Source organism: Lawsonibacter sp. LCP25S3_E2 (assembly GCF_052117285.1).
Lineage (GTDB): Bacteria > Bacillota > Clostridia > Oscillospirales > Oscillospiraceae > Lawsonibacter.
On sequence record NZ_JBQKJL010000009.1, the window covers coordinates 30,640 to 57,273 of the forward strand.

At 54.2% G+C, this 26,634-nt stretch carries 26 protein-coding genes; 17 read left to right on the forward strand and 9 right to left on the reverse strand.

The window, feature by feature from the left end; genetic code table 11:
• Positions 1 to 31: 31 nt before the first annotated feature.
• The 5 genes from ACTQ3R_RS09450 to ACTQ3R_RS09470 all read left to right on the forward strand — a co-directional run bounded on the left by ACTQ3R_RS09450 (position 32) and on the right by ACTQ3R_RS09470 (position 4,829).
• The gene (locus tag ACTQ3R_RS09450; RefSeq protein WP_441778881.1) at positions 32 to 862 is read left to right on the forward strand and encodes an RraA family protein; all 831 of its coding nucleotides are present in this window, start codon (positions 32 to 34) and stop codon (positions 860 to 862) included.
• A 43-nt stretch (positions 863 to 905) separates the two neighbouring features.
• Positions 906 to 1,724 (forward strand): RraA family protein, encoded by an 819-nt coding sequence (locus tag ACTQ3R_RS09455; RefSeq protein WP_441778882.1) that lies wholly within the window; start codon positions 906 to 908, stop codon positions 1,722 to 1,724.
• Positions 1,725 to 1,747: 23 nt separating this feature from the next.
• Positions 1,748 to 2,788 carry a tripartite tricarboxylate transporter substrate binding protein gene (locus tag ACTQ3R_RS09460; protein WP_441778883.1) on the forward strand — a complete coding sequence of 347 codons (1,041 nt, stop codon included), beginning with the start codon at positions 1,748 to 1,750 and terminating at the stop codon, positions 2,786 to 2,788.
• 82 nt (positions 2,789 to 2,870) lie between these two features.
• On the forward strand, positions 2,871 to 3,323 hold the full coding sequence (locus tag ACTQ3R_RS09465) for a tripartite tricarboxylate transporter TctB family protein (RefSeq protein ID WP_441778884.1): 453 nt from the start codon (positions 2,871 to 2,873) through the stop codon (positions 3,321 to 3,323).
• 12 nt (positions 3,324 to 3,335) lie between these two features.
• A complete protein-coding gene (locus ACTQ3R_RS09470) occupies positions 3,336 to 4,829 on the forward strand; it encodes a tripartite tricarboxylate transporter permease (protein ID WP_441778885.1) in 1,494 nt (497 codons plus the stop codon).
• A 354-nt stretch (positions 4,830 to 5,183) separates the two neighbouring features.
• Here ACTQ3R_RS09470 and ACTQ3R_RS09475 read toward each other — a convergent pair whose 3' ends face one another.
• Positions 5,184 to 6,077: a LysR family transcriptional regulator gene (locus tag ACTQ3R_RS09475; RefSeq protein WP_441778886.1), complete on the reverse strand. Its 894-nt coding sequence runs from the start codon at positions 6,075 to 6,077 to the stop codon at positions 5,184 to 5,186.
• Positions 6,078 to 6,211: 134 nt separating this feature from the next.
• Between ACTQ3R_RS09475 and ACTQ3R_RS09480 the strand changes: the two genes are divergently transcribed.
• The 12 genes from ACTQ3R_RS09480 (at position 6,212) to ACTQ3R_RS09535 (ending at position 20,325) form a co-directional block, all read left to right on the forward strand.
• The gene (locus tag ACTQ3R_RS09480; protein WP_441778887.1) at positions 6,212 to 7,447 is read left to right on the forward strand and encodes an NAD/NADP octopine/nopaline dehydrogenase family protein; all 1,236 of its coding nucleotides are present in this window, start codon (positions 6,212 to 6,214) and stop codon (positions 7,445 to 7,447) included.
• Positions 7,448 to 7,536: 89 nt separating this feature from the next.
• Complete coding sequence (gene gltS, locus ACTQ3R_RS09485; protein ID WP_441778888.1) at positions 7,537 to 8,742, forward strand: sodium/glutamate symporter; 1,206 nt, start codon at positions 7,537 to 7,539, stop codon at positions 8,740 to 8,742.
• A 444-nt stretch (positions 8,743 to 9,186) separates the two neighbouring features.
• On the forward strand, positions 9,187 to 10,383 hold the full coding sequence (locus ACTQ3R_RS09490) for an ROK family transcriptional regulator (protein WP_441778889.1): 1,197 nt from the start codon (positions 9,187 to 9,189) through the stop codon (positions 10,381 to 10,383).
• 313 nt (positions 10,384 to 10,696) lie between these two features.
• Positions 10,697 to 11,947 (forward strand): ROK family transcriptional regulator, encoded by a 1,251-nt coding sequence (locus ACTQ3R_RS09495; protein WP_441778890.1) that lies wholly within the window; start codon positions 10,697 to 10,699, stop codon positions 11,945 to 11,947.
• Positions 11,944 to 13,458, forward strand: a complete 1,515-nt coding sequence (locus tag ACTQ3R_RS09500; RefSeq protein ID WP_441778891.1) for a sugar ABC transporter ATP-binding protein — start codon at positions 11,944 to 11,946, stop codon at positions 13,456 to 13,458. Before ACTQ3R_RS09495 ends, ACTQ3R_RS09500 begins: the two co-directional genes overlap by 4 nt.
• A complete protein-coding gene (locus ACTQ3R_RS09505) occupies positions 13,455 to 14,489 on the forward strand; it encodes an ABC transporter permease (RefSeq protein ID WP_441778892.1) in 1,035 nt (344 codons plus the stop codon). Before ACTQ3R_RS09500 ends, ACTQ3R_RS09505 begins: the two co-directional genes overlap by 4 nt.
• 71 nt (positions 14,490 to 14,560) lie before the next feature.
• On the forward strand, positions 14,561 to 15,556 hold the full coding sequence (locus ACTQ3R_RS09510; RefSeq protein WP_441778893.1) for a substrate-binding domain-containing protein: 996 nt from the start codon (positions 14,561 to 14,563) through the stop codon (positions 15,554 to 15,556).
• Between the two features lie 131 nt (positions 15,557 to 15,687).
• A complete protein-coding gene (locus tag ACTQ3R_RS09515) occupies positions 15,688 to 16,854 on the forward strand; it encodes an iron-containing alcohol dehydrogenase (RefSeq protein ID WP_441778894.1) in 1,167 nt (388 codons plus the stop codon).
• Positions 16,855 to 16,868: 14 nt separating this feature from the next.
• Positions 16,869 to 17,288 carry a D-ribose pyranase gene (gene rbsD / locus ACTQ3R_RS09520; protein WP_441778895.1) on the forward strand — a complete coding sequence of 140 codons (420 nt, stop codon included), beginning with the start codon at positions 16,869 to 16,871 and terminating at the stop codon, positions 17,286 to 17,288.
• 14 nt (positions 17,289 to 17,302) lie between these two features.
• On the forward strand, positions 17,303 to 18,340 hold the full coding sequence (locus tag ACTQ3R_RS09525) for a zinc-dependent alcohol dehydrogenase (RefSeq protein ID WP_441778896.1): 1,038 nt from the start codon (positions 17,303 to 17,305) through the stop codon (positions 18,338 to 18,340).
• 71 nt (positions 18,341 to 18,411) lie between these two features.
• Positions 18,412 to 19,380, forward strand: coding sequence for a carbohydrate kinase family protein (locus tag ACTQ3R_RS09530; protein WP_441778897.1), 969 nt, complete (start codon positions 18,412 to 18,414; stop codon positions 19,378 to 19,380).
• A 291-nt stretch (positions 19,381 to 19,671) separates the two neighbouring features.
• Positions 19,672 to 20,325 carry a PilZ domain-containing protein gene (locus ACTQ3R_RS09535; protein ID WP_441778898.1) on the forward strand — a complete coding sequence of 218 codons (654 nt, stop codon included), beginning with the start codon at positions 19,672 to 19,674 and terminating at the stop codon, positions 20,323 to 20,325.
• A gap of 101 nt (positions 20,326 to 20,426) precedes the next feature.
• Here ACTQ3R_RS09535 and ACTQ3R_RS09540 read toward each other — a convergent pair whose 3' ends face one another.
• Genes ACTQ3R_RS09540 through ACTQ3R_RS09575 form a run of 8 tightly spaced genes read right to left on the reverse strand, consistent with a single transcriptional unit; the run spans position 20,427 to position 26,524 of the window.
• Positions 20,427 to 21,509, reverse strand: a complete 1,083-nt coding sequence (locus ACTQ3R_RS09540; RefSeq protein WP_441778899.1) for a response regulator — start codon at positions 21,507 to 21,509, stop codon at positions 20,427 to 20,429.
• Between the two features lie 60 nt (positions 21,510 to 21,569).
• Positions 21,570 to 21,851 (reverse strand): carbon storage regulator, encoded by a 282-nt coding sequence (locus ACTQ3R_RS09545; protein ID WP_441778900.1) that lies wholly within the window; start codon positions 21,849 to 21,851, stop codon positions 21,570 to 21,572.
• Positions 21,852 to 22,298 carry a flagellar assembly protein FliW gene (gene fliW / locus ACTQ3R_RS09550; RefSeq protein ID WP_441778901.1) on the reverse strand — a complete coding sequence of 149 codons (447 nt, stop codon included), beginning with the start codon at positions 22,296 to 22,298 and terminating at the stop codon, positions 21,852 to 21,854. It abuts the gene before it with no gap.
• Between the two features lie 18 nt (positions 22,299 to 22,316).
• A complete protein-coding gene (locus ACTQ3R_RS09555; protein WP_441778902.1) occupies positions 22,317 to 22,922 on the reverse strand; it encodes a DUF6470 family protein in 606 nt (201 codons plus the stop codon).
• Positions 22,923 to 22,973: 51 nt separating this feature from the next.
• Positions 22,974 to 24,107, reverse strand: a complete 1,134-nt coding sequence (locus ACTQ3R_RS09560) for a flagellin (RefSeq protein ID WP_441778903.1) — start codon at positions 24,105 to 24,107, stop codon at positions 22,974 to 22,976.
• A 31-nt stretch (positions 24,108 to 24,138) separates the two neighbouring features.
• Positions 24,139 to 25,764 carry a flagellar hook-associated protein FlgK gene (gene flgK, locus ACTQ3R_RS09565; RefSeq protein ID WP_441778904.1) on the reverse strand — a complete coding sequence of 542 codons (1,626 nt, stop codon included), beginning with the start codon at positions 25,762 to 25,764 and terminating at the stop codon, positions 24,139 to 24,141.
• 13 nt (positions 25,765 to 25,777) lie between these two features.
• Positions 25,778 to 26,218, reverse strand: coding sequence for a flagellar export chaperone FlgN (gene flgN / locus ACTQ3R_RS09570; RefSeq protein WP_441778905.1), 441 nt, complete (start codon positions 26,216 to 26,218; stop codon positions 25,778 to 25,780).
• Positions 26,219 to 26,221: 3 nt separating this feature from the next.
• Positions 26,222 to 26,524 carry a flagellar biosynthesis anti-sigma factor FlgM gene (locus tag ACTQ3R_RS09575; RefSeq protein ID WP_441778906.1) on the reverse strand — a complete coding sequence of 101 codons (303 nt, stop codon included), beginning with the start codon at positions 26,522 to 26,524 and terminating at the stop codon, positions 26,222 to 26,224.
• Positions 26,525 to 26,634 lie beyond the last annotated feature (110 nt).

Sequence of the window (26,634 nt, forward strand, 5' to 3'; positions counted from 1 at the left end):
TTTAGAAATATTGCAAAAAGGAGCATGGCTTATGGATATCACACAGGTAGAAAAAGCAAATGAGGAAATCGCCGCGCTACGCGCCCAGCGGGACAAAGACTATGTGGAGTACGAGGCGGCTGGACGCATCTGGGGCCTGGTCCCACGGGAGCGAATCACCCGGATCAAGTTCCCCCGTGTCAGCAAAGACATCATTGATGGGTACCTGTCCATGGAAGACATGAGCACAACTGTCTCCGATGTTCTGGACGGCTATGGAATTGACGGGGCCATCCCCACCTCATACCTGAAGCCGGTGATTCCGGGCAGCAAGATCTGCGGCCCGGCTGTGACGATCCGGAACATTCCGGTGCGCAAGACTCCCACACAAGGAGCCCACGACCACGATTTCATTGCCATGTCCACCAGAGACATCTACTACCTTGGTGAGCCGGGTGATGTACTGGTGTCCGATTTTGGCGGGAATTTAGAAGTATCCAACATGGGTGGACAGAGCTGCACCGTGGGCAAGAGCTGCGGCTTTGCCGGAAACATTGTCAACGGCTGCTGCCGGGATGTATCCTCCATCCGGGAAATGGGTTATCCTGTATTTAGCTGTGGGACGACCCAGATCACAGGCAAGTTCCGCATGGAGTGCATCGAAATGAACGGCCCCGTCACCCTGTGCGGTAAATTGGTCATGCCCGGTGACTTGATGGTGGCGGATGACTCCGGCGTATGTATTGTCCCCTATGAACTGGCGGAGCCGGTGCTGGAGGAGTGCTTGAAGATCGCTGCCTCCGAGGAGCGGATGCGCCAGCTGATTGAGACCAAAGCACCCATTTCTGAGCTGCGTCCCCTGTTCCGGGCGCGGTACAAATAAGACGATCTGTTGACTTTACCGGAAGCGAAAGGGAGTTTTTGATATGATGGATCCAAAAGTTGCTGCCGAGTATGAGGAATATAAGGCGGCGGGACGTATCTGGGGCGTGATCGACAAGGAAAATATCAAAATGATTAAGTTCCCCCGCGTGCCAAAGGAAATTATCGATGGGTTTAAAGCACTGGAGGACGATCTGACGGGAACGGTCAGCGACATTCTGGACGCTTTGGGCTACAATAAGGTGATACCTGCTTCTGTGCTGAAGCCCATTGAACCGGGCCATTTAATTGTGGGTACTGCCGTGACGCTGCGCAGTATCCCCATTGAAAAGACCACAACCAAGGGCCTGATGGACCACGACTTCATCAAGATGGCCTCACGGGAAGTCAATTACCTGGCAGAACCTGGCGATGTGCTGGTGGGGGATGCAGGCGGCATGACAGATATGAGCAGCATGGGAGGACAGTCCTTCGTCTCGGCCAAGATCCGGGGGCTGGAGGGAGTCGTAATTGATGGCGCCGTCCGTGATGTGGGTGAAATCCGGAAGTATCAGATGCCTACCTGGTGCCGGGGCGTTACCCCGAAAACCGGCAAGTGCCGCATCGAAGCCATTGAGATCAATGGCCCTGTGGTGCTGGCGGGCATTCAGATTAATCCCGGCGATTTGATCATCGCCGATGACTCCGGAATTTGTGCCGTTCCCCCTCAGCATGCTGCCTATGTGCTGAAAAAGTGTCAAGAAATTCTTCCGGACGAGGAAGTAATGCGGGAATTGATTGAGCGGGATGCGCCCATCGCGGAAATCAAAAAACTCTTCCGGAAGCGCTACACCGATGACGCACCCAGTACGGAAAAAGCTTGAGCGGTTTTAGGAGGGATTTCATTATGAAAAAGTTTATTTCTTCTGCACTGTCTGCTGCGCTGATTTTTTCTTTGGCTGCTTGCTCCGCCGGCGGCGGGTCCGATGCAACTTCGAGCAGCGGAACTTCCAGCACCAGCGCTGGAGCCGGTACCAGTGCCAGTGCATCCGGCACAGCTGCCCAGGTGGAGTTCCCTGACATCATTACGGTCACGGTCCCCTTTAACGCGGGCAGTAATACAGATATCCAGATGCGCTTTATCCAACCCTATCTGGAGAAGCACCTGGGTGCTACCTTAGTCATCAATAACGCTGGCGGTGCTTCTGGCGTGATTGGCACCACGGATTTTATCTCCCAAGCAGCGGATGGCAGCAACATTCTGTTCAGCCTGCCTACTCCTACGGTTTACCGTCCCGCCAGCGGGGAGACGACCTATACCGTGGACGATCTGGTGCCCGTCTCTCGGATCACAGCCGACCCGTTCTATCTGGCGGTTTCCGGTGAGAATGACCAGTTCCCTGACGGGCAGTCCGTTCTGACCTACATTCAGGAGAACCCCGGCCAGTTCACTTATGCCAATGCCGGCAACGGAGGCATTGCCCATGTAGCCTTTGCCTCCTTCTTGGACAGCGAGGGTCTGGATGCCCTCAGCGTTCCCTTCACCGGCGGTACGGCTGACTGCTATACGGCGGTGATGGGCGGCCATGTGATGTCCTATTCTGTGAGTGAGTCTGAGTTGACTGGCCGGTCTGATATTCGTCCGGTGATCAATCTGGGCACCAAGTCCACCACGCCTGGCTTCGAGGATGTGCCGACCCTGGCAGAACTGGGCTATGAGGGCTACGAGACCAATGCGTTTGCCGGCTTCTATTACATGAAGGGTGTGGACGAGGCCTATGTGGAAGCCTTTGACGCAGCGGTCAAAGCTACCCTGGAGGACGAAGAGTTCCTGGCTGCTGCTGCAGAGTCCAACTTCATGCACAGATACGCGGGCCATGAGGAGTTTGCCGAGCAGGTGAAGAATGCTGCAGAACTGGCAGTTCCCATTCTGGAGGCACTTCAGTAAAACCATCACGGTGCTGGACCGGCTGTGTCCTGTTTGGGGGCGGTCCGGTCCAGTTTTATTTTAAATCTTTGAGGTGAAACCTTTGAATAAACGAAATTTTATCACCGGGATTGTGGTGCTGGCCTTCTTCGCGCTGTTTTACGTCTATAGCGGTCAACTCCAGCCGGCAGCAGCCCTTTGGCCGCGGATCATCTGCATGGCCGGAATGGTTTTGTCTGCTGCAAATATTGTGATCTCCGGCGTAAAGTGGAAGCAGGAACAGAGCCAGACGGCGGTTTTTCCTCTAAACCCAGGGCAAATCAAGCGCGGTCTGATGCTTACTGCACTCACTGCAATTTGGATTTTCCTTCTCTCGCGGGTGGGATTTCTGGTTTCCTCTATGGTCTTTACCGCCATCATTATCTTGATCTTTGAGCCGGTCAAGGATAAAAAACATTATATTCGGGATATTGTGGTGACCGTTATTTTCTCTGTGCTCCTGTTCGCCATGTTCTCCCTTCTTGGTATCCGTTTTCCCAGAGGAATTCTGATTTAAAGGAGGCACCCTATGACTGAGATTTTAGGCTATATTGCCACCGCTTTTTCACCAGGAAACCTGGTTTTTGCTCTGGTTGGCACGATTTTGGGCATTATTGTGGGCGCCCTTCCGGGCTTTACCCCCACAATGGGCATCGCGGTTCTGATCCCGGTGACTTACACCATTTCCCCAACCAGTGCCTTGGTATTTTTGGGTGCTATCTATTGCGGCTCAATGTTTGGCGGATCGATTTCCGCGATTCTGATCAACACGCCGGGCACCAGTGCCGCCGCCGCCACCGCTATGGACGGATATGCGATGACGCTGAAGGGAAAAGCTCACGAGGCCTTGGTGGAGTCTGCCATGTCATCCTTCTGGGGCGGAATTGTCAGTGTTATTGCCCTGCTGTTTCTGGCCCCTCCGCTGGCCCGGTTTGCGTTCCAGTTCGGCCCACAGGAGCGGTTTATGATGGCCCTTTTTGGGCTGACCATCATTGCTTCTCTGACCGCTAAGAGCGTGATCAAGGGTTTGATGATGGGGTGCGTTGGCCTTGTGCTGGCCTGCATTGGCATTGACCCAGTCCAGGGGAGTGTCCGCTTTACCTTCGGCAGCACCTTCCTCATGGGCGGGATTCAGATGATCCCCGTGGTCATCGGCCTGTTCAGCATGTCTCAGGTATTTACCTCCCTGAAGGATCCTGTGGAGGTGGCCAGCAAGGAGTCGCTGGTCCAGTACAAGAGCAGTAAGATGACGCTGAAAGACATTTTTAAATACCCCAAGATCTACTGGTGGTCTTCTGTTATCGGCCTGATTGTGGGGATTATCCCCGGAACCGGCGGTGACGTGGCGTCCTATGTCGCCCACAACACCGGCCACATGTTTACCAAAGATCCGGATTATGGAAATGGTTCCAGAGAGGGGGTCGCCTGGTGTGAGGCGGCCAACAACGCAGTCACAGGCGGAACGTTGATTCCCACCTTGACCTTGGGAGTGCCTGGCAACGCCACCACAGCTGTGCTCCTGTCTGCCCTGACGATACAGGGATTGACCCCCGGTTATGGCCTGTTTACAACGGAGAAAGAGATTACGTATCCTTTTATCTGTGCGCTGTTTATCGCAAATGTGATGATGGCGGCTATTGGTATCTTGGGCGCTAAATATTTTGCTCGGGTGACCCTGGCGCCCAAAAACATCCTAAACGCCTTCGTGTTGTTCCTGAGTGTGATCGGGACCTATGCCATCCGAGGCAGCGTGTCAGATGTTTTCCTCATGCTGGTATTCGGCGTCATCGGCTACCTTCTGAAGCTGTACAAGTACAATGTGGTTCCCATCGTACTGGGCCTGATTCTGGGGCCCATTGCCGAGGCGGGTTTGTCTCAGGCTCTGCTGTTGAATGGAAATTCTATGGTTGCAGTGTTCGCTTCCATGACCACTCGGCCCATCTGTATCGTGCTGTTCTTGTGCATGGTCATATCGGTGAGCTACCCGTATATCTCACAGTACCGGAACAAGAAAAAAGGCTGAATACCATCGTGTGAATACCGCCCAGCACCGTTTTCCTCCTGACAGAGGTGTTTCTGCCGGCGATGGAATTTTGCAAACCGTAACTGTACTTGTTTGGAAATTCCCCTCATGATAAAAGACTTGGATCGGTCCAAGGGCAAGCAATACCGTAGTGGTGATCCACTACGGTATTGCTTTTACCCTGCTGATAAGATACGGCAAGATATGGCCAAACGCCAAAGGGGAAAGAAAGCCGCTGAAATCAGAGATTTCAGCGGCTTGTTGGTTACGGGACGAAAAGTCAACCCCGAAACGAGCGGTTATGAGCTGCAGTTTGAGGGGGAAACAAAGTATCATTTTAGCGGGAATGGTTGTTCATGTTGCTTGCGGTTCCGTACCCCGGATCAGGTCAATAAAGCCGGCGATAGAAGGTGAAATCCATTTGTTTTTATGACAGAATATCTGGCTGTAATAAATCTGCTGTGGAATATCGGCATCTATGCGCACTAACTTCCCTGTGGAAAAATATTTGTAAACGGAGTATTCCGGGAGAAAAGCAAGGCCATTATTTTTCCGTAAATACTCTGCAATAAAGGTCGTACTGTCTACCACGATGGAGTGGTGGACAGACAGCTGCTGATCGTATGCCAGCTGTTTCAAGCGGCCATAGCATATGCCGGATAATTCTGTGACAATTAAAGGATAAGAGAGAATTTCCCGTAAAGATACCTTGTTCCGCTGGGCGAGGGGATGGCTGGGAGTGGCGCAAAATACAATGCTTGCCTTTTTTTGATAGGAGCAATAAAGCTCCGTATCGTCCCCCCGGTCTGTGGACACATAGGCAAGATCCAGTTGATTTTGCTTCAGCAGGGCCAGCAGCTCGGCAGACTGCCCCATTTTCAACTGAATGTCTACATTGGGGTACTTGGCCTGATAAAGAGGCAGGATGTCAATTACCTTTCCGAACAGCAAAGATTCCAGAGCGCCCACACGGACGACCCCCTCTACCTGTGAGGGGTTCTTGCCGAGCGTGCTGGCTTGTTGGGTCAAATTCCAGATTTGGTTGGCATAGGGAAGAAAGGACTTGCCGACTTCGGTTAAAAATACGTGCTTGCCGATGCGGTCGAAAAGTGGGGCGCCCAATTCCCGCTCCAACTGCTGGATCTGCATGGTGACGGTAGACTGTACATAATTCAATGCATTTCCGGCGGCAGTAAAGCTGCCCAGATCCACAATTTTCAGAAAGGTTTGTATATTTCTTACTTCCATATCAATACCCATCAATAATTATGATGTTTTCGATTATTTTAATTCGTTTTACAAATGAATTATAGCACAGTATACTCAAAATGCAAGGCGAATCCCATCGAATATAGACATATTTTACAAGAGGAGTGATCAATATGAAGGATATGAGTTATTTGAAGGATATGCCCATCGCTGTTTTAGGCGGTGGTGCGGTTGGCAAGACCTGCGCTGCGGATATGAAGTTGGCTGGCCGTGAGGTTCGTCTCTATGATACCATGCCCTTTGCAGCCACTTCTCTGAAGGATGTGGACAAGACCGGCATTTTGCTGGACGGTGTACAGCGCAACAAGTATTGCTTCGAGCGCTCCGGCCGCGCTTTCTTTGATCTGGTCACCACAGACATGGAAGCGGCCGTCAAGGGGGCCGGCCTCATCGTAGTGGCCTGCGGCTCCTGGGGGCACGAGCCCATGTTCCGCGCCTTGATTCCCCATCTGGAGGACGGTCAGGTCATTCATATCTTTGCCGACAACTTCGGCTGCCTATTGCTGCGCCGCCTGATGCGGGAAATGGGGTGTGACAAGAAGATCATTGTAGGCGGCTGGTCCTCCGCTCCCTACGGCACCCGCATTGAGAGCATCGGCAAGTTCCAGTTCCCCCACGTCAGCGCCAAATACCGGGCCATTACCCTGCGGGGTGCGGCTTTGCCCATGACGGACACAGAGGACTTTATCGCGTCTTCCAAGTACCTGCCCTGTATGGACGCAGTGACCAACGGTGACGGTCCCTCTGTGGCAAACACCGTTCTGGACGTGGACTTTGCTAATGTCAACCCCGTTATCCATGTGCCGGCCACCATCCTGGGTGTGTCCACCATGGAAAACTGGGGCGTGATCTTCTGCGGACACGACAAGACTACCTACTCCATGTATTCCCACGGCCTGTGCCCCTCCATTTGCGAGGTCCAGTACCAGTTCTACAACGAGGAGATCGCTCTGGCCGAGGCCATTGGTGTGGGCTGTCCCTCCTACAAATATGAGATGTTCTTCTCCCGGCGCAGTGTGCTGACCCAGGAGTACATGGGCTTGGATGAAAACGGCAACGACAACGTGGTATTCCCCCTGGACCAGCCTTCCAACGAGGGCAATACCGGCCCCAACAGTATTCATCACCGCTACCTGACGGAGGATGTGCCCATCGGCTGCAAGGTCTATCATGATTTGGGCGTGGCTTACGGGGTGCCCACTCCGATCATCGACTCCATGATCGTTTTGGCTGGCGCCATGCACAAGAAGAGCTTCTTTGAGACCAGCCGTTATAACCTGGCTTACCTGGGCATTGACAACATGTCCAAAGAGCAGCTGCTGGCTTATTTGAATAAAGGGGAGTGCTGAGACCGCCGGTTCCGGCAATGCCGCGTCGATGGCAAACAAGTTTCTAAAAAGCTGACATGTATCATCAATGAGGAAGAGAGGAGACGTATATGGTTATACGCTTGGATATTATACAGACATTGGCAGTTGCTGTAATCGTCCTGTTCGTTGGTGGCTTTGTAAAAAAGTATGTCAAGATTCTGGAGAAGCTTTGTATTCCCGACCCCGTGGTAGGCGGCCTGCTGTTTTCCCTGTTTACTTTGATCGGCCATAGCTCAGGGCTGATGATGTTTGAACTGGATACCACGCTGCAGAATGTGTTTATGACCGTTTTCTTCACGGCGGTAGGCTTTAGCTGTGACGTTCGGGTTTTGTTCAAATACGGGGAACGTGCCCTGCGCTTTACGGTCCTGCTGACGCTGCTGGTCATCTTCCAAAATGCGATCGGACTGGGACTTGCGAAGGTGTTTGATATCCATTACCTGCTGGGCCTTTGTACCGGCTCGGCGTCCATGACCGGCGGCCATGGTACGGCAGGCTCATTTGCCCCTATGTTTGAGAGCCTCTATGGATGTAACGGAGCGCTGCTGGTAGGCATGGCAGCTGCCACATTTGGCCTTGTTTCCGGCGGCCTGGTCGGCGGCCCCGTGGGCAACTTCCTGGTGCGCAGACATGGCCTGGCGGAGGGTGCCGCCAAGCGCCGGGAAGATCCTACCCAGGCTGCTGCGCATGAGCAGGACCTGCCGCTGAATGCAAGAAACATGATGCTGGGTGCAAAGCAGATCATCATCTGCATGGGCATCGGCACCCTGATCTATTTGGCGCTGAAGCTGGTGGGGATTACCTTCCCTTCCTATGTGGGCGGTATGGTGATGGGCGTTGTCCTGCGTAATATCAGTGTATATACTAAGAAATTTGAAACTCCTCTTCCTGAAATAGACTGCATTGGTAATATCAGCCTCTCCATGTTTGTTTCCATGGCCCTCATGTCACTAAAACTGTGGGAGCTGAAATCCCTTGCTCTGCCCATGGTGGTAACGCTGACCGCGCAAGTCATATTTATTGTATTCTTTATGATCTTTGTCGGCTATTATATTTTGGGCAAAGATTATGATGCGGCGGTTATGGTCACTGGCTTCTGCGGTTTTGGGCTGGGTGCTATGCCAAACGGCGTTTCAAATATGCAGGCATTTACCAAGAAATGGGGCCCCTCTCCCACAGCCTTCTTTGTAGTTCCGGGGGTCGGATCTGTCATCATCGATGTGGTGAATGCGCTGATTCTGACTATGCTGATGAATATTTTTGGCCCAATGTAAATCCTTCTTTTCTGCAAAACATGGCTTTCATTGGAAGCCATCCGCAAGGAGCGCAATAAAATTCAAACAGTACTCTGCACTGCGGCAACGGGTGCGGAGTACTGTTTTGTTTGCTGCCGATGCAGCGGTTTGATTCCTTGCTTCTGCCCTTGTTCCCCGTCAATAAACCAATGAGATTATGCTGAATATTTGCGGGTTTTGTGATATAATAAACCCCACAGAAGCATTTTGACCGGCGAAGGAGTTCCTAAGGGTCCTGGAAACCTTCTGGGTGAGACCAGAGAAGACGCATCAGGAAGCGGGTTTAGAAGATGCGTGCAGGAGGCTGGGACAGGAGAGATGGCGGATCTCAAGAAAGCAGGTCGGTTGTATGGGGGGATAAATGTGACCAAAAAATTGAAATCGGAGTGGTGCAGGAGACCGTCTACCAATAAGAGCAATGTTATGCGACTCATTATATTGGAAGGGCCCATCAGCCGGGCTGCCATTGCGAAGCGAATTGGGTTGAGCATTCCCTCTGTTATGACGATCACAGAGAACTTGATCGGCCGTGGATTGGTCCAGACGGTGGGAAAAGGGAAGAGCAGCGGGGGAAAACCGCCGGAACTGCTGAGTGTTGTCCCGGACAGCGAATATTACATGGGTGTGGACATCGGACGAAGTGCCATTCGACTGGTGATTTTAAACTTAGCACAGAAGGTAATTTTTGGGACAAGAATTGAAACGGGTGCGGTACAGCCGGAAGAGGCATTCGTAAACCGACTGTGCACCTTGATCCAAAGCAGCTTGGCAGAGGCGGAGCTGGATGTCAACCGCTTAGCGGGGGTAGGCGTGGCAATGCCTGGCCTGATCGAGGGAGAGACGGGACATGTACTGTTTTCCCCTGACTTCGGCTGGAGTGATATCCCACTTCAAAACTGGCTGCAGCGGAAACTTCCTTATCCGGTCGTTGTGGAAAACGCAAACCGGGCGCTGGCCCTTGCGGAGGGAAAATGGAAGGGCGCAGGCGCCTGTTTGGGCGATGGAACAGGGAGCGGCAGCCGTACCGTGCTGTGTGTGAATATGGGCCACGGAATTGGCGCGGCGCTTTTGCAAGACGACCTGTTGTACTTGGGCAGCAGCGGCACAAGCGGCGAGATTGGCCACATTACCGTTTGTAAAGACGGGCCGCTGTGTGCCTGTGGAAATTCCGGCTGCCTGGAGGCCGTGGCATCGGGCGAGGCTATTGCGCTGCAGGGGCGGGATGCGGTAGCCAGCGGTCTTCCGACTTTGATGAGCGAGCTTTGCGGCGGGGCCAGAGAAAAGATCGATGCAAAGCTGGTGTTTGATGCGGCGAAGCAGGGGGATTTGGCGGCACTTTCTATTGTAGATCGGGCGACCGATTATATTGGAATTGCACTTGCCATGGCGATCAATATATTGGACCCGGATTCCATCGTCCTGTGCGGCGGCTTGACAAAAAACGGCCCCATCTTTTTCGACAAGGTTTGTGAGAGCACAAAAAAGCGCAGAATGAGGCAGGCGGGGCGCCATGTGGATATTTGTCTTGGAAAATTGGGGGACTACGGAACCGCCGTTGGAGCGGCCCATGTGATTTCCTATAATGGATGGCGCATACCGAAATTGGAGCATTACTACTGAGCGAAATAGAAACTAAACTCATTTAACGGAAAAGCGAAGCGGAGCAGATTCTTCTGCTCCGCTTCGCTTTTTTAACTCTCTTTTCCTTCTTTTGTGAATGAGCACAAGAAATAGAGAGTGTAAATGTCATAATAACCAAAAATCAAGAATACTATTGACAATACTTCGACCAATCGATACAATGAAACCATAAAGTAAGTTAAGTTAACTTAGTAAGTTACGGCAAACGATGCCATCACCGAACGGAAAACTGAGCTTAATAAGCAAATGTGTATGCTCTAAAACGGTCGCGTGGCGGAAAAGGAGAGGTTATGTGAGGGTTGATAAGCATATAGTGGCCTCGATGAACCGTCAGCTTGTGTTAGAGACGATTTGGGAAAAAGGCCCCATCAGTAAAGCGGAGATTACCCGTCTCACTGCACTGAGCCTGCCCACGGTCATTAAGATCATGGAGGAGCTGGTCAGACGCGGTGTAATTGCTTCCTGTGGAAAGACAGAGGGGAGCGCGGGGAAACGGGCGGAGCAATATGTCTTTGCGGGAGACGCATTTTATAGCATTGGGATCGATATGACGCCCACCAACTTAAAAGTAGTGGTCATAGACCTGAATGGCCGGGTTTTGGGCTGTGGGAAAAAAACCTTTGACCAGATTCCCGATGTGGACAGCGTCTTGAACGATACACAGGCGCTGGTGCTAAGCGCGTTGGCGGACAGCGCAGTGGCCAAAGAAGCCATCCTGGACGTGGGGGTTGCGGTGCCGGGGATTCTGGATACCGAAAAGGGCATGGTATTGTTTTCTCCCAATTTGCGCTGGGAGAATGTGGATTTGCTCACGCCGCTGAGAGAGCGGCTATTTGCAGCCACCGGAATCCGATGGGAGCTGCAAATGGAAAACTCCAATCGAACCATGGCCCTGGGGGAGCAGTACTACGGTTCGGGCGTAGGCTCGGATTATTTTATTTGCATCAACTTAGGCTATGGAATTGGGGCCGCTGCCATGGAGCACGGGGAACTGTACAAGGGAATTTCCGGAACGGCGGGAGAGCTTGGACACATTACCGTGGAAAAAGATGGCCCTCTTTGTACCTGTGGGAATAACGGCTGTCTGGAGGCCCTGGCATCCGGAAGGGCCATTGCACAGCAGGCAAGAAATTTAATCTCCAGTGGAGTCAAAACCAGCATTTTGGAGCTCACAGGAGGAGATTCGGCAAAAATAGAGGCAAAAACCGTGTTTGAGGCAGCGGAGAAACAGGATATGGCTGCCGTTGACCTGGTCAGAAAAGCCGGAGAGTATATCGGGATCGGGATTGCCAGCTATATCAACCTATTGGATCCTGAAATCATTGTGCTGGGCGGCGGAATGTCCAATGAAGAACTGCTCATCGAGCAGATCGAAAAGGTTGTAAAGGTGCGCAGAATGCGCTTTGCAGGGCGCAAGGTTCAGGTGCGTGTGTCGGAATTGGGAGAATATGCCACGGCAATTGGGGCTGCGGCAATCCAGTTGAAGCGGCTGCTCAGACATGGGGGGCGGCTGCATGCAAACGGTGAGGAGGAGGCTGTATGAGCGAGTATTTGCTTGAGGCCAGGGGCATTACCAAGCTGTTTCCTGGAACCAGGGCGCTGGATCAGGTGCAGCTGCAGGTAAAGCCGGGGGAAGTACATGCCCTGTGCGGCGAAAATGGCGCTGGCAAGTCTACCTTGATGAACATCATCGGCGGCGTATTTCCACCCACAGAAGGCGAAATTATTTTTGACGGAAAAAAGATCGCTCCGCGAAACCCAAAAGAGGCCCAGGATTTGGGAATTGGCTTTGTCCATCAGGAGCTGAGCCTCTGCCCCCACTTGACGGCGGCGGAAAACATTTTTATTGGCAGGCTGCCCCGGAAAGGGAGCATGATCGATTTTAAGCGGCTGTGGGAGGAAGCGGACCGGGTGCTCGGACAGTTTAACGCCAACTTTGCAAGCACCGCGGTGGTCAGTGACCTTACGGTTTCTGAGCGGCAGATCATTGAAATTGCCAAGTCTGTGTCGTTGAATTGTAAGCTGCTCATTCTGGATGAGCCGACATCTTCACTAACGGAAAAAGAGACCACGCGCCTTTTCCAGGTGATCCGGGAATTAAAGGAAAAGGGCATCAGTATTCTTTACATCTCCCACCGCATGGCTGAGATCTTTGAGGTGTGTGACCGGGTGACGGTGTTTAAAGACGGGACCTATGTGACCACGATGGAGACCTCGGAATGTACTGCGGACGATATTATAAAGTCCATGGTGGGGCGCGAGCTGGGAAACATGTATCCGCCCAAATCCAGCCATATCGACCAGGACGATATCATTTTGAAGGTGGAACACCTCACCGGAGAAATCTTTAAAAACGTCAGCTTCACCTTGCGGCGCGGCGAGATCCTGGGGTTTGCCGGCCTGGTTGGAGCGGGACGAAGCGAAGTGATGCGCGGACTGTGCGCCATTGATCCCACCAGCGGCGGCCAGGTGTTTTTGGAAGGCAGCGCATGCTCCTTCCACCACTACCGGGATGCCGTAAATGCGGGCATTTGTTACCTCACGGAGGACCGGAAGAACCAGGGACTGTTCCTGGGCATGAGCATCAAGAACAATATGTCAAGTGCCAATCTAAAGGGAGTCTCCCACGGGATTTGGCTGGATGACGGCATGGAAAAGAGCCTGGCCTATCAGTACGTAGAACAGCTGGCCATCAAGCTTCCCGGCATCGAATATCCCATCAGCAGTTTGTCAGGCGGCAATCAGCAGAAATGTCTGGTTGGGAAATGGCTGTCCCTGCATCCAAAGGTCATCATTATGGATGAGCCCACCCGAGGCATTGATGTAGGCGCGAAACGGGAAATCCACAATCTGCTGCGGAATCTGGCCGAAAGCGGTATGGGTGTCATTGTGGTATCCAGCGAATTGCCGGAGGTCATTGGCGTGTCTGACCGCATTGCGGTCATGCACGAAGGTGATCTGGCGGGGATGTTGGAAGGGGAAGACATCACGGAGGAAAACATCATGAAGCTTGCCTCTGGCGAGCAGCTTGGAGTAAAGGAGTTGCGGGAATGAAAACGAAACAGGAAAAGAGTCGGGCAAATCCCGGTATCCTGCGCAGGTTGTTTGCCCAGCGGGAAATGAGCGTATTCCTTATCATCCTTTTGGTTGTGGCAATTGCCGTTGTGGTGAATCCGAAGTTTATGCAGCTCTCCAACATCAAGAGTATCGCCATCAGTGTGGCGGCGGATGGCCTGCTCTCCATCGGTCTGACGCTGGCACTGATCTTAGGCGGGATCGAATTGAGCGTAGGCGGCGTGGCGGCTATGACCTGCGTGATTGCAGGCGATCTGGCGTTAAAGGGCGTGAACATCTGGCTCGCTTGTCTGGCTGCCATCGTGGCAGGCGGCCTGTGTGGACTCTTCAACGGCGTGATGGTCAGTAAAGTGGGGCTGCCTCCCTTTATTGTGACCCTGTCCATGATGAACCTGTCACGGGGCGTTGCCTTTATCATCACCACGGGCTCCCCCTTGTCTGTTTCCGGAACGCTGCCCGATTCCTTCCGGTTCCTGGCCACCGGCAGCGTTTTGGGGATCCCCATGCTGTTTTTCATCTTCTTTGTAGTTACGGTGATCTTCTATATCCTGATGAAGAAATCCAACGCCTGCCGCAATATTTATTACGTAGGAAGCAACGAAAATGCTGCAAAGCTGTCCGGCATCAATGTGGATAAGGTAAAGATCTGGGTCTATGTTGTCATTGCGCTGCTGTCCAGCCTGGTGGGCATTTTGTCGCTGGCCCGGTTCAACGTGGCCACACCGGAACTGTCCCGCGGCGCTGAGACCACCGCAATTTCCGCGGCCGTGATCGGCGGCACCTCCATGACTGGCGGCGTGGGCGGTATCATCGGCACCTTCCTGGGTATTTTCCTGCTGAAAATTGTGGATTCCGCACTGGTTATGATGGACATCTCCGTTTACTGGCAGGACTTTGTCCAGGGCGCGATCCTGGTGATTGCGGTTACCATCGACTACATGAGCCACAGAAACAGCGGGAATAGCTTCTTACATCGTGTGGTGGGAATCAAACGCCCCATTCGGTCGTAAGGTTGGTTCAGGACCCTGTGCGTTTTAGGGTAAAACGCAAGTATATATGAAATTAGAAGGAGGAAACAAAAATGAAAAAGGCGATCTCTTTGGCTCTGGCATTGGCAATGACCCTGTCTCTGATTGGCTGCAGCAGCGGCACCGAATCTTCCGGCGGCGGCAGCAGCACCAGCCAAGCACCCACCACGGATAGCGCTGCATTTGTGGGAAATGAAAGTGACGAGTATTATATGGTAAGCTTCCTGTCTGGCATTGACTATTGGAAGCACTGCTTTGAGGGCATGGAGGATGCCGGCAAGGCGCTGGGCGTTACCACTAAGTATACCGGCCAGACGGATGCCGATGTGGCTGGCCAGGTGGCCGTTCTGGAGCAGGTGATTGCAAAGAACCCCAAGGGCATTACCGTCACCTGTGTAAACTCCACCGCTCTGGCCGACACCATCAATGCTGCCCGAGAGCAGGGAATCTCTGTGGTGACCTTCGACTCTGACTCTCCCACCTCCAACCGCGCTTCCTATCTGTCCACCGGTAACGAAGAGGCCGGCCGGATCGCTGCTGAGTATCTGGTCCCCCTGTGCGGAAGCGAAGGCAAGATCGCAGTGCTCTATACCGTTGGCGCAGAAAACAGTGAGAGCCGCGTCATCGGGTTTGAGAACTGGTGCAAGGAAAACGCCCCTGGTATTGAGCTGGTAAAGGTCAACGACGCAGGTGACACCACGGCTGCTACCGATAACATGGCCGCCGCTCTGCAGGCCAATGACGATCTGGTCGGCCTGTTCTGCGTGGACGGCATCGCCGGTACCGCCGGCCCCACCGCTGTAGCTGAGTCCGGTAAGGATCTGCACGTGCTGGCCTTTGACGTGGATACCACCGTCCTGGATAAGGTCAAGAGCGGTGAGATCGACGCCACCGTCGCTCAGGGCATGTACAACATGGGCTATTGGAGCATGATGTTCATGTACGTAGAGGCCAACGGCCTGTCTCAGAAGGCTCTGCCCGGTTATGTGGATACCGGTGTTACCATCGTCACCAAAGAGAACGTTGACGAGTATTATCCCGCCGCGTAATTCCCATTGATGAAACCGTAGGATTTTAACGCCGGCGCCCACGGGGCAGGGCATAGCCCCTGTTTCCCGTGGGCGCCGTATTTGTGTGAAGCAAGTGCTGATCCATAATTCGACTAGAGGAGTGAAAGACGATGAAAGCATTTTCTTACTATGCCCCCACTGAAATCGCATTTGGCGCCGGCCGTGTGAAAGAGGTCGGTGAAATCACCGCACGCTACGGCAAAAAGGCGATGCTGGTAACCGTTCCCGAATTTCCCGCGGTAGCAGAGCTTTATGCCACGGTAAAGAAGAGCCTGACGGATGCGGGCGTTGCGTGGGTACATTATGACGGCGTGATCCCCAACCCCACCACAGATCTGGTGACAAAGGGCGCGGACATTGCCAAGGCGGAGCATGTGGACGTCATGATTGGCCTGGGCGGCGGTTCTTCCATGGATACGGCCAAGGCCATCGCCGTGGAGGCCACCCATCCCGGTACGGCCTGGGACTATAATTGCCACACCGACGGCCCCACCGAAAAGACGCTGCCCATCATTGCGATCAGCACCACCGCTGGTACCGGCAGTCAGACCACGCCCTGCGCGGTGATCACCAAGACCAGCGACAAGGACAAGAGCGCCATTTGGCATAAAAATATTTTCCCGAAGGTGGCAATCGTTGACCCAGAGGTCACACTGTCTCTGCCCAAGAGCGTCACGGCGCAAACGGGTTTTGATGCCTTCTGCCACAATTTTGAGGCATACCTTTCGGTCAACACCAATCCTTTGGTGGAGTGTATGGCGCTGGATGCCATCCGGATCGTGGCCGAGTACCTGCCCAAGGTTTTGGAAGACGGCTCGGATCTGGAGGCCCGCAGCAAAATGGCCTGGGCTGACACGCTGGGCGGCCTGACCAACGCTTCGGCCGGTGTGACACTTCCCCATGGCCTGGGCATGCAGATTGGCGGCCACTGTCCCCATGTGACCCACGGGCAGGCGCTGGCGGTGTTCTACCCCGCTTTTACCCGGTACACTTATGCCGCAGCTGAGCAGAAATTTGCCGCGGTAGGACGTATTTTTGATCCGGCGCTGGAACAGGAAAGCGACGCTGTGGCAGCAGAAAAGAGCTGTGAAGCCATTGACAATTTCCTGAAAAAGATCGGGCTGTGGATCAGCCTGAAGGACTTGAATGTGACCAAGGAAGACATTCGGGAGATTGCCGACTGCGGCCAGGTGCTGGGCGACTATGCCAACAACCCCAGAGTTGCCACCATCCCTGAGATGTATGACCTGCTGATGAGCTGTTACGAGCGGACTTGAGGAGGTGCCACAGCATGACGGAAACTGGGATCTTAAATCGAGAGCTTGCCGCTGAGCTGTCAAAAATGGGACATACCGACCGGCTGCTGATTGCAGATGCGGGTTTGGCCATTCCCAATACCACACGGGTGATCGACCTCTCTTTAGCGCCAAATGTTCCCACTGCGGTGGACGTTTTAAAGGTGATCCTGGAGCATTTCAGTGTAGAAGGAATCATTCTCAGCCAGGCGACCTTGGATGTGAGCCCCAGCCGGGAAAAGGAATTTAAAGCGTGCTTTGCCGAGGACTTGCCATGTGAGGTAGTAAGCCATGCCCATTTCCGGGATGACCTGACAAAGGAAGTAAAATTTGCCATTCGGACGGGAGATTTTACGGCCAACAGCAATATCATTTTGATCAGTGCGGGCGGCCCGCGTTGGTACTGCGAGCGATAAGGAGGGAGTCATTTATGCTACAGCAGGTGATGACAGCGCCTGGAGTAATCGAATTTCGTGAAATCCCAAAGCCGGAGCTTCAGCCTGGTCAGGTGCTGGTACAAATTATGCGCATTGGCGTATGCGGCTCTGACATCCATGTGTACCACGGCAAGCATCCCTTTACAAAGTATCCTGTGACCCAGGGCCATGAGGTATCCGGCCGTATTGTCCAGCTGGGTGAGGGAGTGACGGGTTTTTCTGTGGGGCAGAAGGTGACCATTGAACCCCAGGTGGTTTGCGGCAAGTGCTATCCCTGCAGACACGGGAAATATAACCTGTGTGAAGAGCTAAAGGTGATGGGATTTCAGACCACCGGAACGGCCAGCGAATACTTTGCAGTGGACGCCGAGAAGGTAACTCCTCTGCCCGAATCCATGAGCTTTGACGAAGGGGCCATGATTGAACCTCTGGCGGTCACCGTGCATGCGGCCCGCCGGTTTACGGAGCTGGAAGGGGCAAAGGTGGCAATTTTGGGCTGTGGTCCCATTGGAATTCTGCTGGCCCAAAGCTGTAAAGCGCTGGGAGCCAGTCAGGTGCTGATTACGGATATTTCCGATATGCGTCTGGAGTTGGCCCGGCGCTGCGGCGTGGATTATACCGTCAATACACGGGAGCGCAACTTTGGCGAGGCCATGGTGGAGTGCTTTGGCCCGGATAAGGCGGATGTCATTTACGACTGTGCCGGAAATGACATTACCATGGGGCAGGCCATCCAATATGCGCGAAAGGGCAGCAAGCTGGTACTGGTGGCGGTATACGCAGGGATGGCTACGGTAGACCTGGCGGTGCTGAATGACCATGAGCTGGATTTGGATACCACCATGATGTACCGGCATGAGGACTATGTGACGGCCATCCGCTTGGTGGAAGAAGGGAAAATTCAGCTCAAACCGCTGATGAGCAAACATTTTGCCTTCCGTGATTATCTGAAAGCCTATGAGTATATTGATGCCAACCGGGAAAGCACCATGAAAGTGCTCATTGATGTAACAGACGAAAAAGAAGAATGATCCCCAGGCGAAAGACAAGGTTTTGTTCCAATCAGAAGGACAGCCTGGGCCGGATTTCATGAGGTGGAACTATGTATGATGTAGTAGCCCTGGGGGAGAGTCTCATTGACTTTACTCCTTCCGGTCGAAATGAGCTGGGGATGCCCCTTTTCAGTCAGAATCCAGGGGGAGCGCCGGCCAATGTGCTGGCGATGCATGCAAAATTAGGGGGACGAACCGCGTTTATCGGAAAAGTCGGACAGGATGACTTTGGACTGTTTTTACAATGTAGTATGGAACAGGCCGGCATCGATTGCTCTGGCCTGCAGAAGGACGCTCATGTTCCCACAACGCTGGCATTCGTCCATCTGGACGAAAAAGGGGACCGCTCCTTTACCTTTTACAGAGATCCAGGTGCAGATTTGATGCTGCGCCAGGAAGAAGTGCCGGAGGCGCTGTTAACCTGCTGCCGAATGTTCCATTTCGGTTCCGTCTCGCTCACCGGGGAACCCTGCCGCAGTACCACCATCTGGGCAGCCCAGCAGGCCAGAAAAGCGGGCGCCTTGATCAGTTATGACCCCAATTATCGGCCTTTCTTATGGGAGCGGGAGGAGACGGCCAAAACGGTGATTTTGGACGCCCTGCCCCTGGTGGATCTGTTGAAGGTCAGTGAAGAAGAGATGGTATTGCTTACCGGAAAGACAGACCTGGAGCAGGGAGCTGCGCAATTGCTGGCCATGGGGCCTGCGGCCGTATTTGTGACCCGTGGGGAAGCGGGTGTATATTTCCAGACTCCAGCCGGTTCAGGCCGTGTGGCGGCATTTGATGTCCGGGCAGTGGATACAACGGGAGCAGGTGATGCTTTCCTGGGGGCACTGCTGGCACAGATCCAGGGCCGAGGCAGAGAAGCGCTGAGCGCGATGACCCTTTCTCAGTGGCAGCTGGCTGCCCGTATTGCCAATGCGGCCGGTGGATTGACCACGACCTCAAAGGGGGCCATTCCAGCCATGCCAAGCGCGGAGGAACTGAGGGAATACGTCCAGAGAGGAACGCTCCGGTGACAAAGGTTTGCTGCGCGCTGCAGGGAAGCAAGAGAGACTACCTATGAAAAACAAAGGCGTTTGATATTCCCAAAGGGATGTCAAACGCCTTTGCCTCACATGATCGGGCCACGAAAGAAGTGCGGTCTCTGAAAGGATAAAAACGGGGGAAATGTTTTCCTGCCTCTTGCCTTTTAGGGGCTGGAAATGCTATGATATAAAACAAGATGTATGTTGCTGACAGTTCCGAATCTCCGCCATAATGGAATGTTGGGGCAGGGGCCGCCAGTGTATTGGGAGGTCAACACGTTCATGCAACTCGAGCTGATCAAAAACTGTGTAGGCAGCCGCTGTATGATTCTATCCAAGGACAACCAGCTTTTGTTTTTCGGGGAGGTTGCCTACTGCGACCTGGTAAATAAGACCATTCGCGTTGATGGAGACAGCCAGGCCGCCCGGCAGTTTGTCCGGCCAATGGATTGGGTCAAGCTGAGTATCCGACAGGGCAGCCAAGATCCCCACTTTATTCTGGTGGAGGGAGAAGTGGATCAGGTCATCAACCGATACTTTGTTCTCAAACCCAAGCTGGTCATTGAAAAAAGCGAGGAACGGGAGTATTTTCGGCAGCCGGTGATGAGAAAGGTAGAGATCACCGCAGTCAACGGTGAGGAGGCGGACAAACCGGGCGTGATTGTAGATGTCAGCGTCACGGGCGTGGGACTGCAGAGCAATGAAGTCTATGAAATCGGCGACTGTCTGCGGCTGAGTGGACAGAAGCTGCGGGAGGGAGGGCCGGCCCATGACCTGGAGTTTGTGGTCGTTCGGCAGCAGGCCCTGGAAACCGGCCCTTACCGCCACTTCTACGGCTGCAAATACGAACATCTCTCCACAGAAGCACAAGACAAACTGTGCTGCGATATTTTTGCGCTTCAGGCCGTTCGGCTTCGTTCGGTCAGGGAGAAGTAGCCTGGTTTGGCGTACGATACAACATAAAAACGCACCGCATTGGTTTGGGCAGAGCGGCCCAAACCAATGCGGTGCTTTTCTTATCATCAGAGGAAAAAGCGTCACCCCAGCCAGGAAGAGGAGAGACAACTGGACAGCTCCTCCCGGGCGGACTGAGCGGCCTGGTACATGTCCGAAGAGATAAACCGGCCCACGTCAGAGGCCAAAGACCGCAGCATCCGGTCCATCCGGTCGGGATACCCCAAAAAGTAGTTCATATAGCCCATGCAGCGGATGGCGGTTCGGGTCAGCTGGGCGCTGAGCGGGAGCGGGTTGGGAGCCTGCTCGGTGGGGTAGCCGGTGCCGTCAAAGTTTTTGTGGTGCCAGTAGGCGATCTCTGCGGCATAGCGGGACAGGGGATGGCTGCTGGAGGGACCGGTAGTAAACAAGGCATGGCCCAGTTCGATGTGGCGCCGGTATAGCTGCTGCCCCGTGCCTCCCTGTTCTGGCCCCTGCTCCAGAACAGCGTCCGGCACGCCCAGCAAGCCCACATCACAGTAGACGGCAGCCCGGCCGATCAGCTGTACATCCTCCGGGGTCAGAGAGCAATTGGGATGATTCTTGCGGTAGCCATTGGCCAAAGCAGCAGTGATTTGCCCCAGAGCGTGGTACTTGGCCAGGGAGAAGTGGGGACGGGCCTGGATGAAGAGCTCCAGCAGGCGGTCCCAGTGGTCGGCCAGCAGGAGGGTGTTGTCATCCTGAGAAGCCTGGGGAGTATCGTCCGGCTGGTTGAGGGGGCAGTCCAGAATGGTGGAGCCGGCGGGCCATGCGGCTTGTACCGCAGCGCACACACGCTCCTGGACGGTGACGGGGTCCACCGGTTTGGCCAGAAAATCGGTCGCCCCGGTGCGCACCGACTTTAAAACCTGTTCTTCATGGGCATCGGAGGTAATCAGAATGACAGGAACATCCCAAGTATTCTCCGCAGTTTGAAGCTGCTGGAGCACAGAAAAGCCGGCTCCCCGCTTGCCCAGACACAGGTCCAGCAGCACGGCGCAGATGCGCTCCGGGTTGCGGTGGATATAGGCCAGGGCAGGGCGGGATTCCTCAAAGCACTCCACCTGAAACAGGGAGCGGAAGATTTCCCGCAAAATGGCCAGGTCCAGGGGGGAGTCGTCAATTACCAGTAAAGTATCGCGGATCATGGGCGTCCTCCTTTGTCTGACGGAAGGTCAGCGGAAATAAAAGACAGCGCCGCAGCCCGGTTAGGGCTCCGGCGTTTGGGACTTGGGGGGAGGTGTGGGCTGAACCGGTGTACACTCAGAAAGTGCAGATTCCAGCTCAGCGACCAAAAGGGCGGGGGCGGTGTCGGCGGCGTCCTGATTGGCTGTGACAGCCTTCTGCAGTTCGCTGCGCAGTACCAGGACCTCTTTTGGGGCAGAGATGCCGATGTTCACCTGTCCGCCCGCTTCGATGGAGAGAATGGTGATGCTGATGTGATCCCCGATGATCAGGGACTCCCCTTCTTTCCGGCTGAGAACCAGCACTTAGCCCACCCCCCTGTTGGAAAACTCGTCTAGGCGGTGGCGCATGTGGTAATCCTGGGTATCCAGAATCACTTGACAGGCCCGGTGCAGGTCGGGGTTAACGACTACCGGACAGCGCAGGTTGACCGTGCTCTCTCCCACGGGCTCCCGTGCCACGCACATCACATAGTAGCACAGCTCACAGCTGGAAGATACCCCCATGAGCTTAAGTTCCTCTGGGGAAAGTTCCGGGGCATAGTCCGGCTTTAGAGAAAAGGGGTTCATCAAAATAAATGCGGGGGAGGGGGAGGCCACGCTCTGCAAACAAAGCATGTTTCCATGGCTGCCGGAAAAGGGGAGCAGCAGGAAGCGTTTCTCCCCCTCGAAGCCAAACAGACCATTGGGGAATTCCAACACGTCCTGGGGATCGTAGGTAATACGCCCAAAGTATTTTGTATCTAGCTGCAAAGCGGTTCCTCCTCTGGCTTAGGCTTCAACATCTACCGGCTCATAGTTCGGATCGGAAGAAAGGGGCACGTACAGGGGCCCGCCTACATATTTAATGATGACATCAGGGCGCTGGGTCATGGTAAACTCAATGTCGCCGGGGACAAAGGTGAAGTTCATTTGCTCCATACGCCAGTCGAAGTTGAGCTTATCCATCTGATACTGGATGCTCAACTCGCCCCCGTCCCAGCTGATATCGGGGCCGGTGGAGGGGAGAAAATCAATGTTCAGGTTGGCAGGATTGCCCAGGTTTTGCTGCTTGGCAAGCTGGGGGATGACATCCTGATTGATCTTGGCTTCCATCATCATACGGCCTTCCCGAGCCAGTACACCAGTGGCCTGATAGGCCCCCTCGATTCCGTATTGAGCCTGCTGGCGAATGGCCGTGGCAGTGGTGGGAATCACAGAGTTGCGGGCTTCAAAGGTATCCAGATTGACCTTGATGGGTTGGCTGCGGATATTCAGGCCGCCCTTGTCCCGTGAGATCTCAACCTGGGCGGTACCTCTGGCATACTCCAAGTGGGCTCGGGTCACCTTCATCTGGATCTCAATGGGGACGGTTTTGATTTCAATAAGAGGATACATGACGCTGAATACTCCTTTCTCGCGCGGACGCGGATTTTAATATGGAAACGCTCACTTCAGGTAGTCCATCAAAGACTGGGGCACGATGTTGGCCCCTACCTGAATGGCGGCGTTATAGCTGGTCTGCATGGAAACTAAGTTGAGAATAGCTTCCACCTGATCAATTTTCTCGATGCTGTTCAGTTCGGTGTTCAGGGAATAGAAGGTGCTCTCCAGCTGGGACTGGTTCGTCTGCAAATACTTAGCATCGGTTTCCAGCTGGACGTGCTGATTGCTCAGCGCATCCTGGGCAGTAGTGAACTTATCCACCAAGCGCTTGGCATCCTCCAAGTCGCCGGCGCTGCCCCAAGAGCCATTCCCAGAGCCCTCCTGGTCGTAGCCTTTAAAGACCTCAGCGGCACGGAGCATGATGGAGATGATGTTCTTAGGGTCGCCGTTCTCATCCAATCCGGCGCCGCCAATGAACTCAAGACCGGAGATGGCGGCATCAAAGGCGGTGGAGCTAATCACGTTGCCGTCTTTCACCTCAAAGCCGATACCAATGTCCACATACTGGTGCTCGGAACCGCTGGAGAACAGGGCCAGAGCCTGGCCGTTGGTCATGTCGCTTCCATCGGCATTCTTGATCGTGTTGCCGTTGGCATCATGATAGATCTCTTTGGTGTAATAATCGGAGTTTGGATCGTCATCCACCCGCACATTGCGGTAGGTGAGGTAGTGCTTATCCCCCACGGTCTCAATGGCAAAGGGCGGATTCTTGGTGTCGGCGCCGTTGAAGATATAGTTGCCGTCATACTTGGCGTTCAGGTTCTGCACCATGGCCTCGGCACCGGATAGGATCACATCGCCCTGGGTATTCAAAGTGCTCCAGTTAGGCTGATTCAAGCCCTCCAGCAGAGGGGTCTTGGCCAGATCCGAGGTCAGCTCGTTGATCATATCATCGGCCATATCCCAGGCGGTGGAAAATTTGTTGTACACCGTCTTATTGTTTGCCGCCTGCGTATTGGTGGCATTGAGGGAGCTGTGGATCTGAAAAGCACGGGTAGCAGCGGCGGGATCGGCGGAGTAGCTATCAAATTTCCGGCCAGTGGTCATGGCGTTCATGGCCTGATAGAGCTGGTTGGACGATTTCAGAAGATTCTTCTGATAAGTATACAGGGTGGAATTGGTGGTTACGCGCAACATAGTTTATTCACCTCGAAATTCAAAGCGCAAGTTACATCATGGAGTTGATCAGAGAGTCCAGTGCCTCCTCCAGCGTGGTCATCAGCCGGCAGGCGGCGGCGTAGGCCTTTTGGTAGGTCATCAGGTTGGCGGCCTCATCGTTCAGGTCCACACCGGTGACGCCCTCCCGATCCACATACAGGTCGCCTATGGTTACAGCATAGTTATTGAGGATCGCGTCAGTACTCATCTGATCTTCGCCCAAGGTGGACTGGATCTTCAGCAGCATCTCTTCAAAGGTGCCGTTGAAGGCGTCTCCCTCCGCATCACCCTGCACATGGCTGGGTTCAAAATCAATTTTCTTGTCAAACAGGGCAAGAAACTCCGACAAGCGGGAGGTATCGCCGCTGGGGGCATTGGGGTCAGCGGAGGTTTGAATGGAGACTTTTTGGTTGGCCCAGGAATAAGACACGGAAATATTGCTTGCAGTAATGCCGGCAGCATCATCCGTGTTGCTGCCTGTGCTGAACAGATTGCCGGCGCCCTTAACCAGATTTCCGTCCGCATCAAGGACGTTGTTGAGCGTGTTCATCGCCGTGGCAAACTCATAGGCCAGGGAGTCCAACGCCTTTTGATAGTAGGGAATGCCCCGGATGGTGGCGGCGTCCTTATTCTTATCAATGTCAGCCTGGGAGGCATATTGCCCCTCACCGGTGAGAATGTCCCGGATGGACTGGAGGGAGCCATACAGGTCGCCTTCCGCTAGCCCCATTCCATTGTTCGGAATATTGGGATCTTCGTTGCCTTTGTCATCCACCAGGTCGGAAATAGAAATTTGATATCCATTGGCTGCATCTCCGGCGCTGACTGTGGTAGCGTACAGCCCATCCACCAGAACGTGGTCTTTGTGCCCGATACCGCTGGCCAGAGTAATGGTGAGCTTTTCTACCTGGGTATTGGCGCCTACGTTCTCCATGGAGTATGTCACGTCAATGTCCATATATTGGCTGAGCTCATCCAGAAGCAGATTGCGCTGGTCCCGCAGCTCCAGAGCCGGGTCGCCCCGCAGATCGGCATCCCGGATGGACAGGTTCAAGTCCCGAATCTGAGTAAGCTTGTCGTTGATCTCATCCACTTGCTGGTTCAGCTTCTTCTCATAAGTGCCCTGCAGTTTCGTAAGCTTGTCGGCATAGGAATTGAACAGGGTGGCCAGTGGCTGGGCGGAGGAGCGGATCAGATCATTATAAGTGCTGGAACCGCCGCTGGCAATGGCCTGGCTGATGAGGTCACGGATGTCATTGAGCTGGCTGAGGATCACACCGTCATCCTGCTCCAGGTCGCCTTTGCCCACTTCGTCCAAAATGTCGGCCAGAGAATTGAGACCCTTCAGTTTAGAGTTGGCGGAGCCTAAGTCGGAGGAGGCCTTCCGATAGGAGATGTCCAGCCCAGGGTCCCGGAGCTGGGTAATGCCAGCCACCACAGAGCCCTGGCCTATGCGTGTGTTGTAGGTGGAGGAATAGCGGTCCACCGACGAGGGGATCAGGCTGACCTGATTGAGTCTCTGGCGGGTGTAGCCCTCGGTGTTGATATTTGTAATGTTATTGCCAGTCACATCCAAGCCCTTTTGGGCGGAATAGATGCCCAGACGGACGGTAGTGAACGAACCAAAAGTACCCATTGCTGTGCTCCTCTCAAACTCGGAAGTCGGTCTGCGATTTCTGGGAGGCGGGGGCCTCCGGGGTCTGCTGCCGCCGGTCCAGCTCCTGCTGGATGTGGCGCAGATTGGACTCCATCAGGGTGCGGGCCGCCTGCTGAGCGCTGGAAAGCACCTGGTAGCTGCGCAGCACCTGCTCACTTAGCTCAGCCGCCTGTCCCCGGTCCTGGGGGGAACAGTGGGCGGGCAGCTCCCGCAGGGAAACCTGCTCCAGACCCAGCTGACGCAGAAGCTCCGTGCGCTTACGCTCCCGGCCCCGCAAGTCCAGGGTAGCCACCTGCTCCCGTTTCATGCACGCATCCAGCGTCTCTAAATCGCCTGCCTGGACGGCCTGGATCTTCTCCTGTTCCAGAGCGGTCAGGGAGTCCAAAGCCTGACGCAGCTGCGACAAAAAGGAAAAATACGCTTGCATATCCATAAATCAAGTTTCCTCCCTCAGCAGCAGCATCCGGGCGGCGATCTCCCGAGAGGAGGGCTGGTACGCTCCGCTAGCCACTTGCTGGCGCAGCCGCTCCACATCCTGGGTGGTCACCTGGGCGCGAATCTCCTGGGACAGCCGTCCCACCGTTTCCTTCACACGGCGGACGGTCTCGTCCAGGTGGGAAGAAAACTGGATCTGATCGTACCGCTGCTCCACGGAGACAGGGGTGGAGAGGTCGGATTTTCGGTTGTAAAGGGAGGCACTGCTGATGGGGCTGCTCCCGCCGGGATAGATCCGTAACATATCAATTCCTCCTTCTCGCGTTCCGTTGCAAAGTTCAGCCGCGAGGGCCCAGCGCGAAAACGTCTTTTACTTTATATATCGGCTCATATGGCTGAAAAATAAGGGCCAGA

Coding starts and splice junctions, on each gene's coding strand:
- ACTQ3R_RS09490 (WP_441778889.1), top strand. CDS start 9,187: ATGCGACTCATTATATTGGAAGGGCCCATCAGCCGGGCTGCCATTGCG.
- ACTQ3R_RS09505 (WP_441778892.1), top strand. CDS start 13,455: ATGAAAACGAAACAGGAAAAGAGTCGGGCAAATCCCGGTATCCTGCGC.
- flgK (WP_441778904.1), bottom strand. CDS start 25,764: ATGGGTACTTTTGGTTCGTTCACTACCGTCCGTCTGGGCATCTATTCC.
- ACTQ3R_RS09460 (WP_441778883.1), top strand. CDS start 1,748: ATGAAAAAGTTTATTTCTTCTGCACTGTCTGCTGCGCTGATTTTTTCT.
- ACTQ3R_RS09500 (WP_441778891.1), top strand. CDS start 11,944: ATGAGCGAGTATTTGCTTGAGGCCAGGGGCATTACCAAGCTGTTTCCT.
- ACTQ3R_RS09540 (WP_441778899.1), bottom strand. CDS start 21,509: ATGATCCGCGATACTTTACTGGTAATTGACGACTCCCCCCTGGACCTG.
- ACTQ3R_RS09560 (WP_441778903.1), bottom strand. CDS start 24,107: ATGTTGCGCGTAACCACCAATTCCACCCTGTATACTTATCAGAAGAAT.
- ACTQ3R_RS09555 (WP_441778902.1), bottom strand. CDS start 22,922: ATGTATCCTCTTATTGAAATCAAAACCGTCCCCATTGAGATCCAGATG.
- ACTQ3R_RS09530 (WP_441778897.1), top strand. CDS start 18,412: ATGTATGATGTAGTAGCCCTGGGGGAGAGTCTCATTGACTTTACTCCT.
- ACTQ3R_RS09475 (WP_441778886.1), bottom strand. CDS start 6,077: ATGGAAGTAAGAAATATACAAACCTTTCTGAAAATTGTGGATCTGGGC.
- ACTQ3R_RS09575 (WP_441778906.1), bottom strand. CDS start 26,524: ATGTTACGGATCTATCCCGGCGGGAGCAGCCCCATCAGCAGTGCCTCC.
- ACTQ3R_RS09525 (WP_441778896.1), top strand. CDS start 17,303: ATGCTACAGCAGGTGATGACAGCGCCTGGAGTAATCGAATTTCGTGAA.
- ACTQ3R_RS09450 (WP_441778881.1), top strand. CDS start 32: ATGGATATCACACAGGTAGAAAAAGCAAATGAGGAAATCGCCGCGCTA.
- ACTQ3R_RS09480 (WP_441778887.1), top strand. CDS start 6,212: ATGAAGGATATGAGTTATTTGAAGGATATGCCCATCGCTGTTTTAGGC.
- gltS (WP_441778888.1), top strand. CDS start 7,537: ATGGTTATACGCTTGGATATTATACAGACATTGGCAGTTGCTGTAATC.
- ACTQ3R_RS09535 (WP_441778898.1), top strand. CDS start 19,672: ATGCAACTCGAGCTGATCAAAAACTGTGTAGGCAGCCGCTGTATGATT.
- ACTQ3R_RS09455 (WP_441778882.1), top strand. CDS start 906: ATGATGGATCCAAAAGTTGCTGCCGAGTATGAGGAATATAAGGCGGCG.
- ACTQ3R_RS09515 (WP_441778894.1), top strand. CDS start 15,688: ATGAAAGCATTTTCTTACTATGCCCCCACTGAAATCGCATTTGGCGCC.
- ACTQ3R_RS09470 (WP_441778885.1), top strand. CDS start 3,336: ATGACTGAGATTTTAGGCTATATTGCCACCGCTTTTTCACCAGGAAAC.
- flgN (WP_441778905.1), bottom strand. CDS start 26,218: ATGGATATGCAAGCGTATTTTTCCTTTTTGTCGCAGCTGCGTCAGGCT.
- rbsD (WP_441778895.1), top strand. CDS start 16,869: ATGACGGAAACTGGGATCTTAAATCGAGAGCTTGCCGCTGAGCTGTCA.
- ACTQ3R_RS09510 (WP_441778893.1), top strand. CDS start 14,561: ATGAAAAAGGCGATCTCTTTGGCTCTGGCATTGGCAATGACCCTGTCT.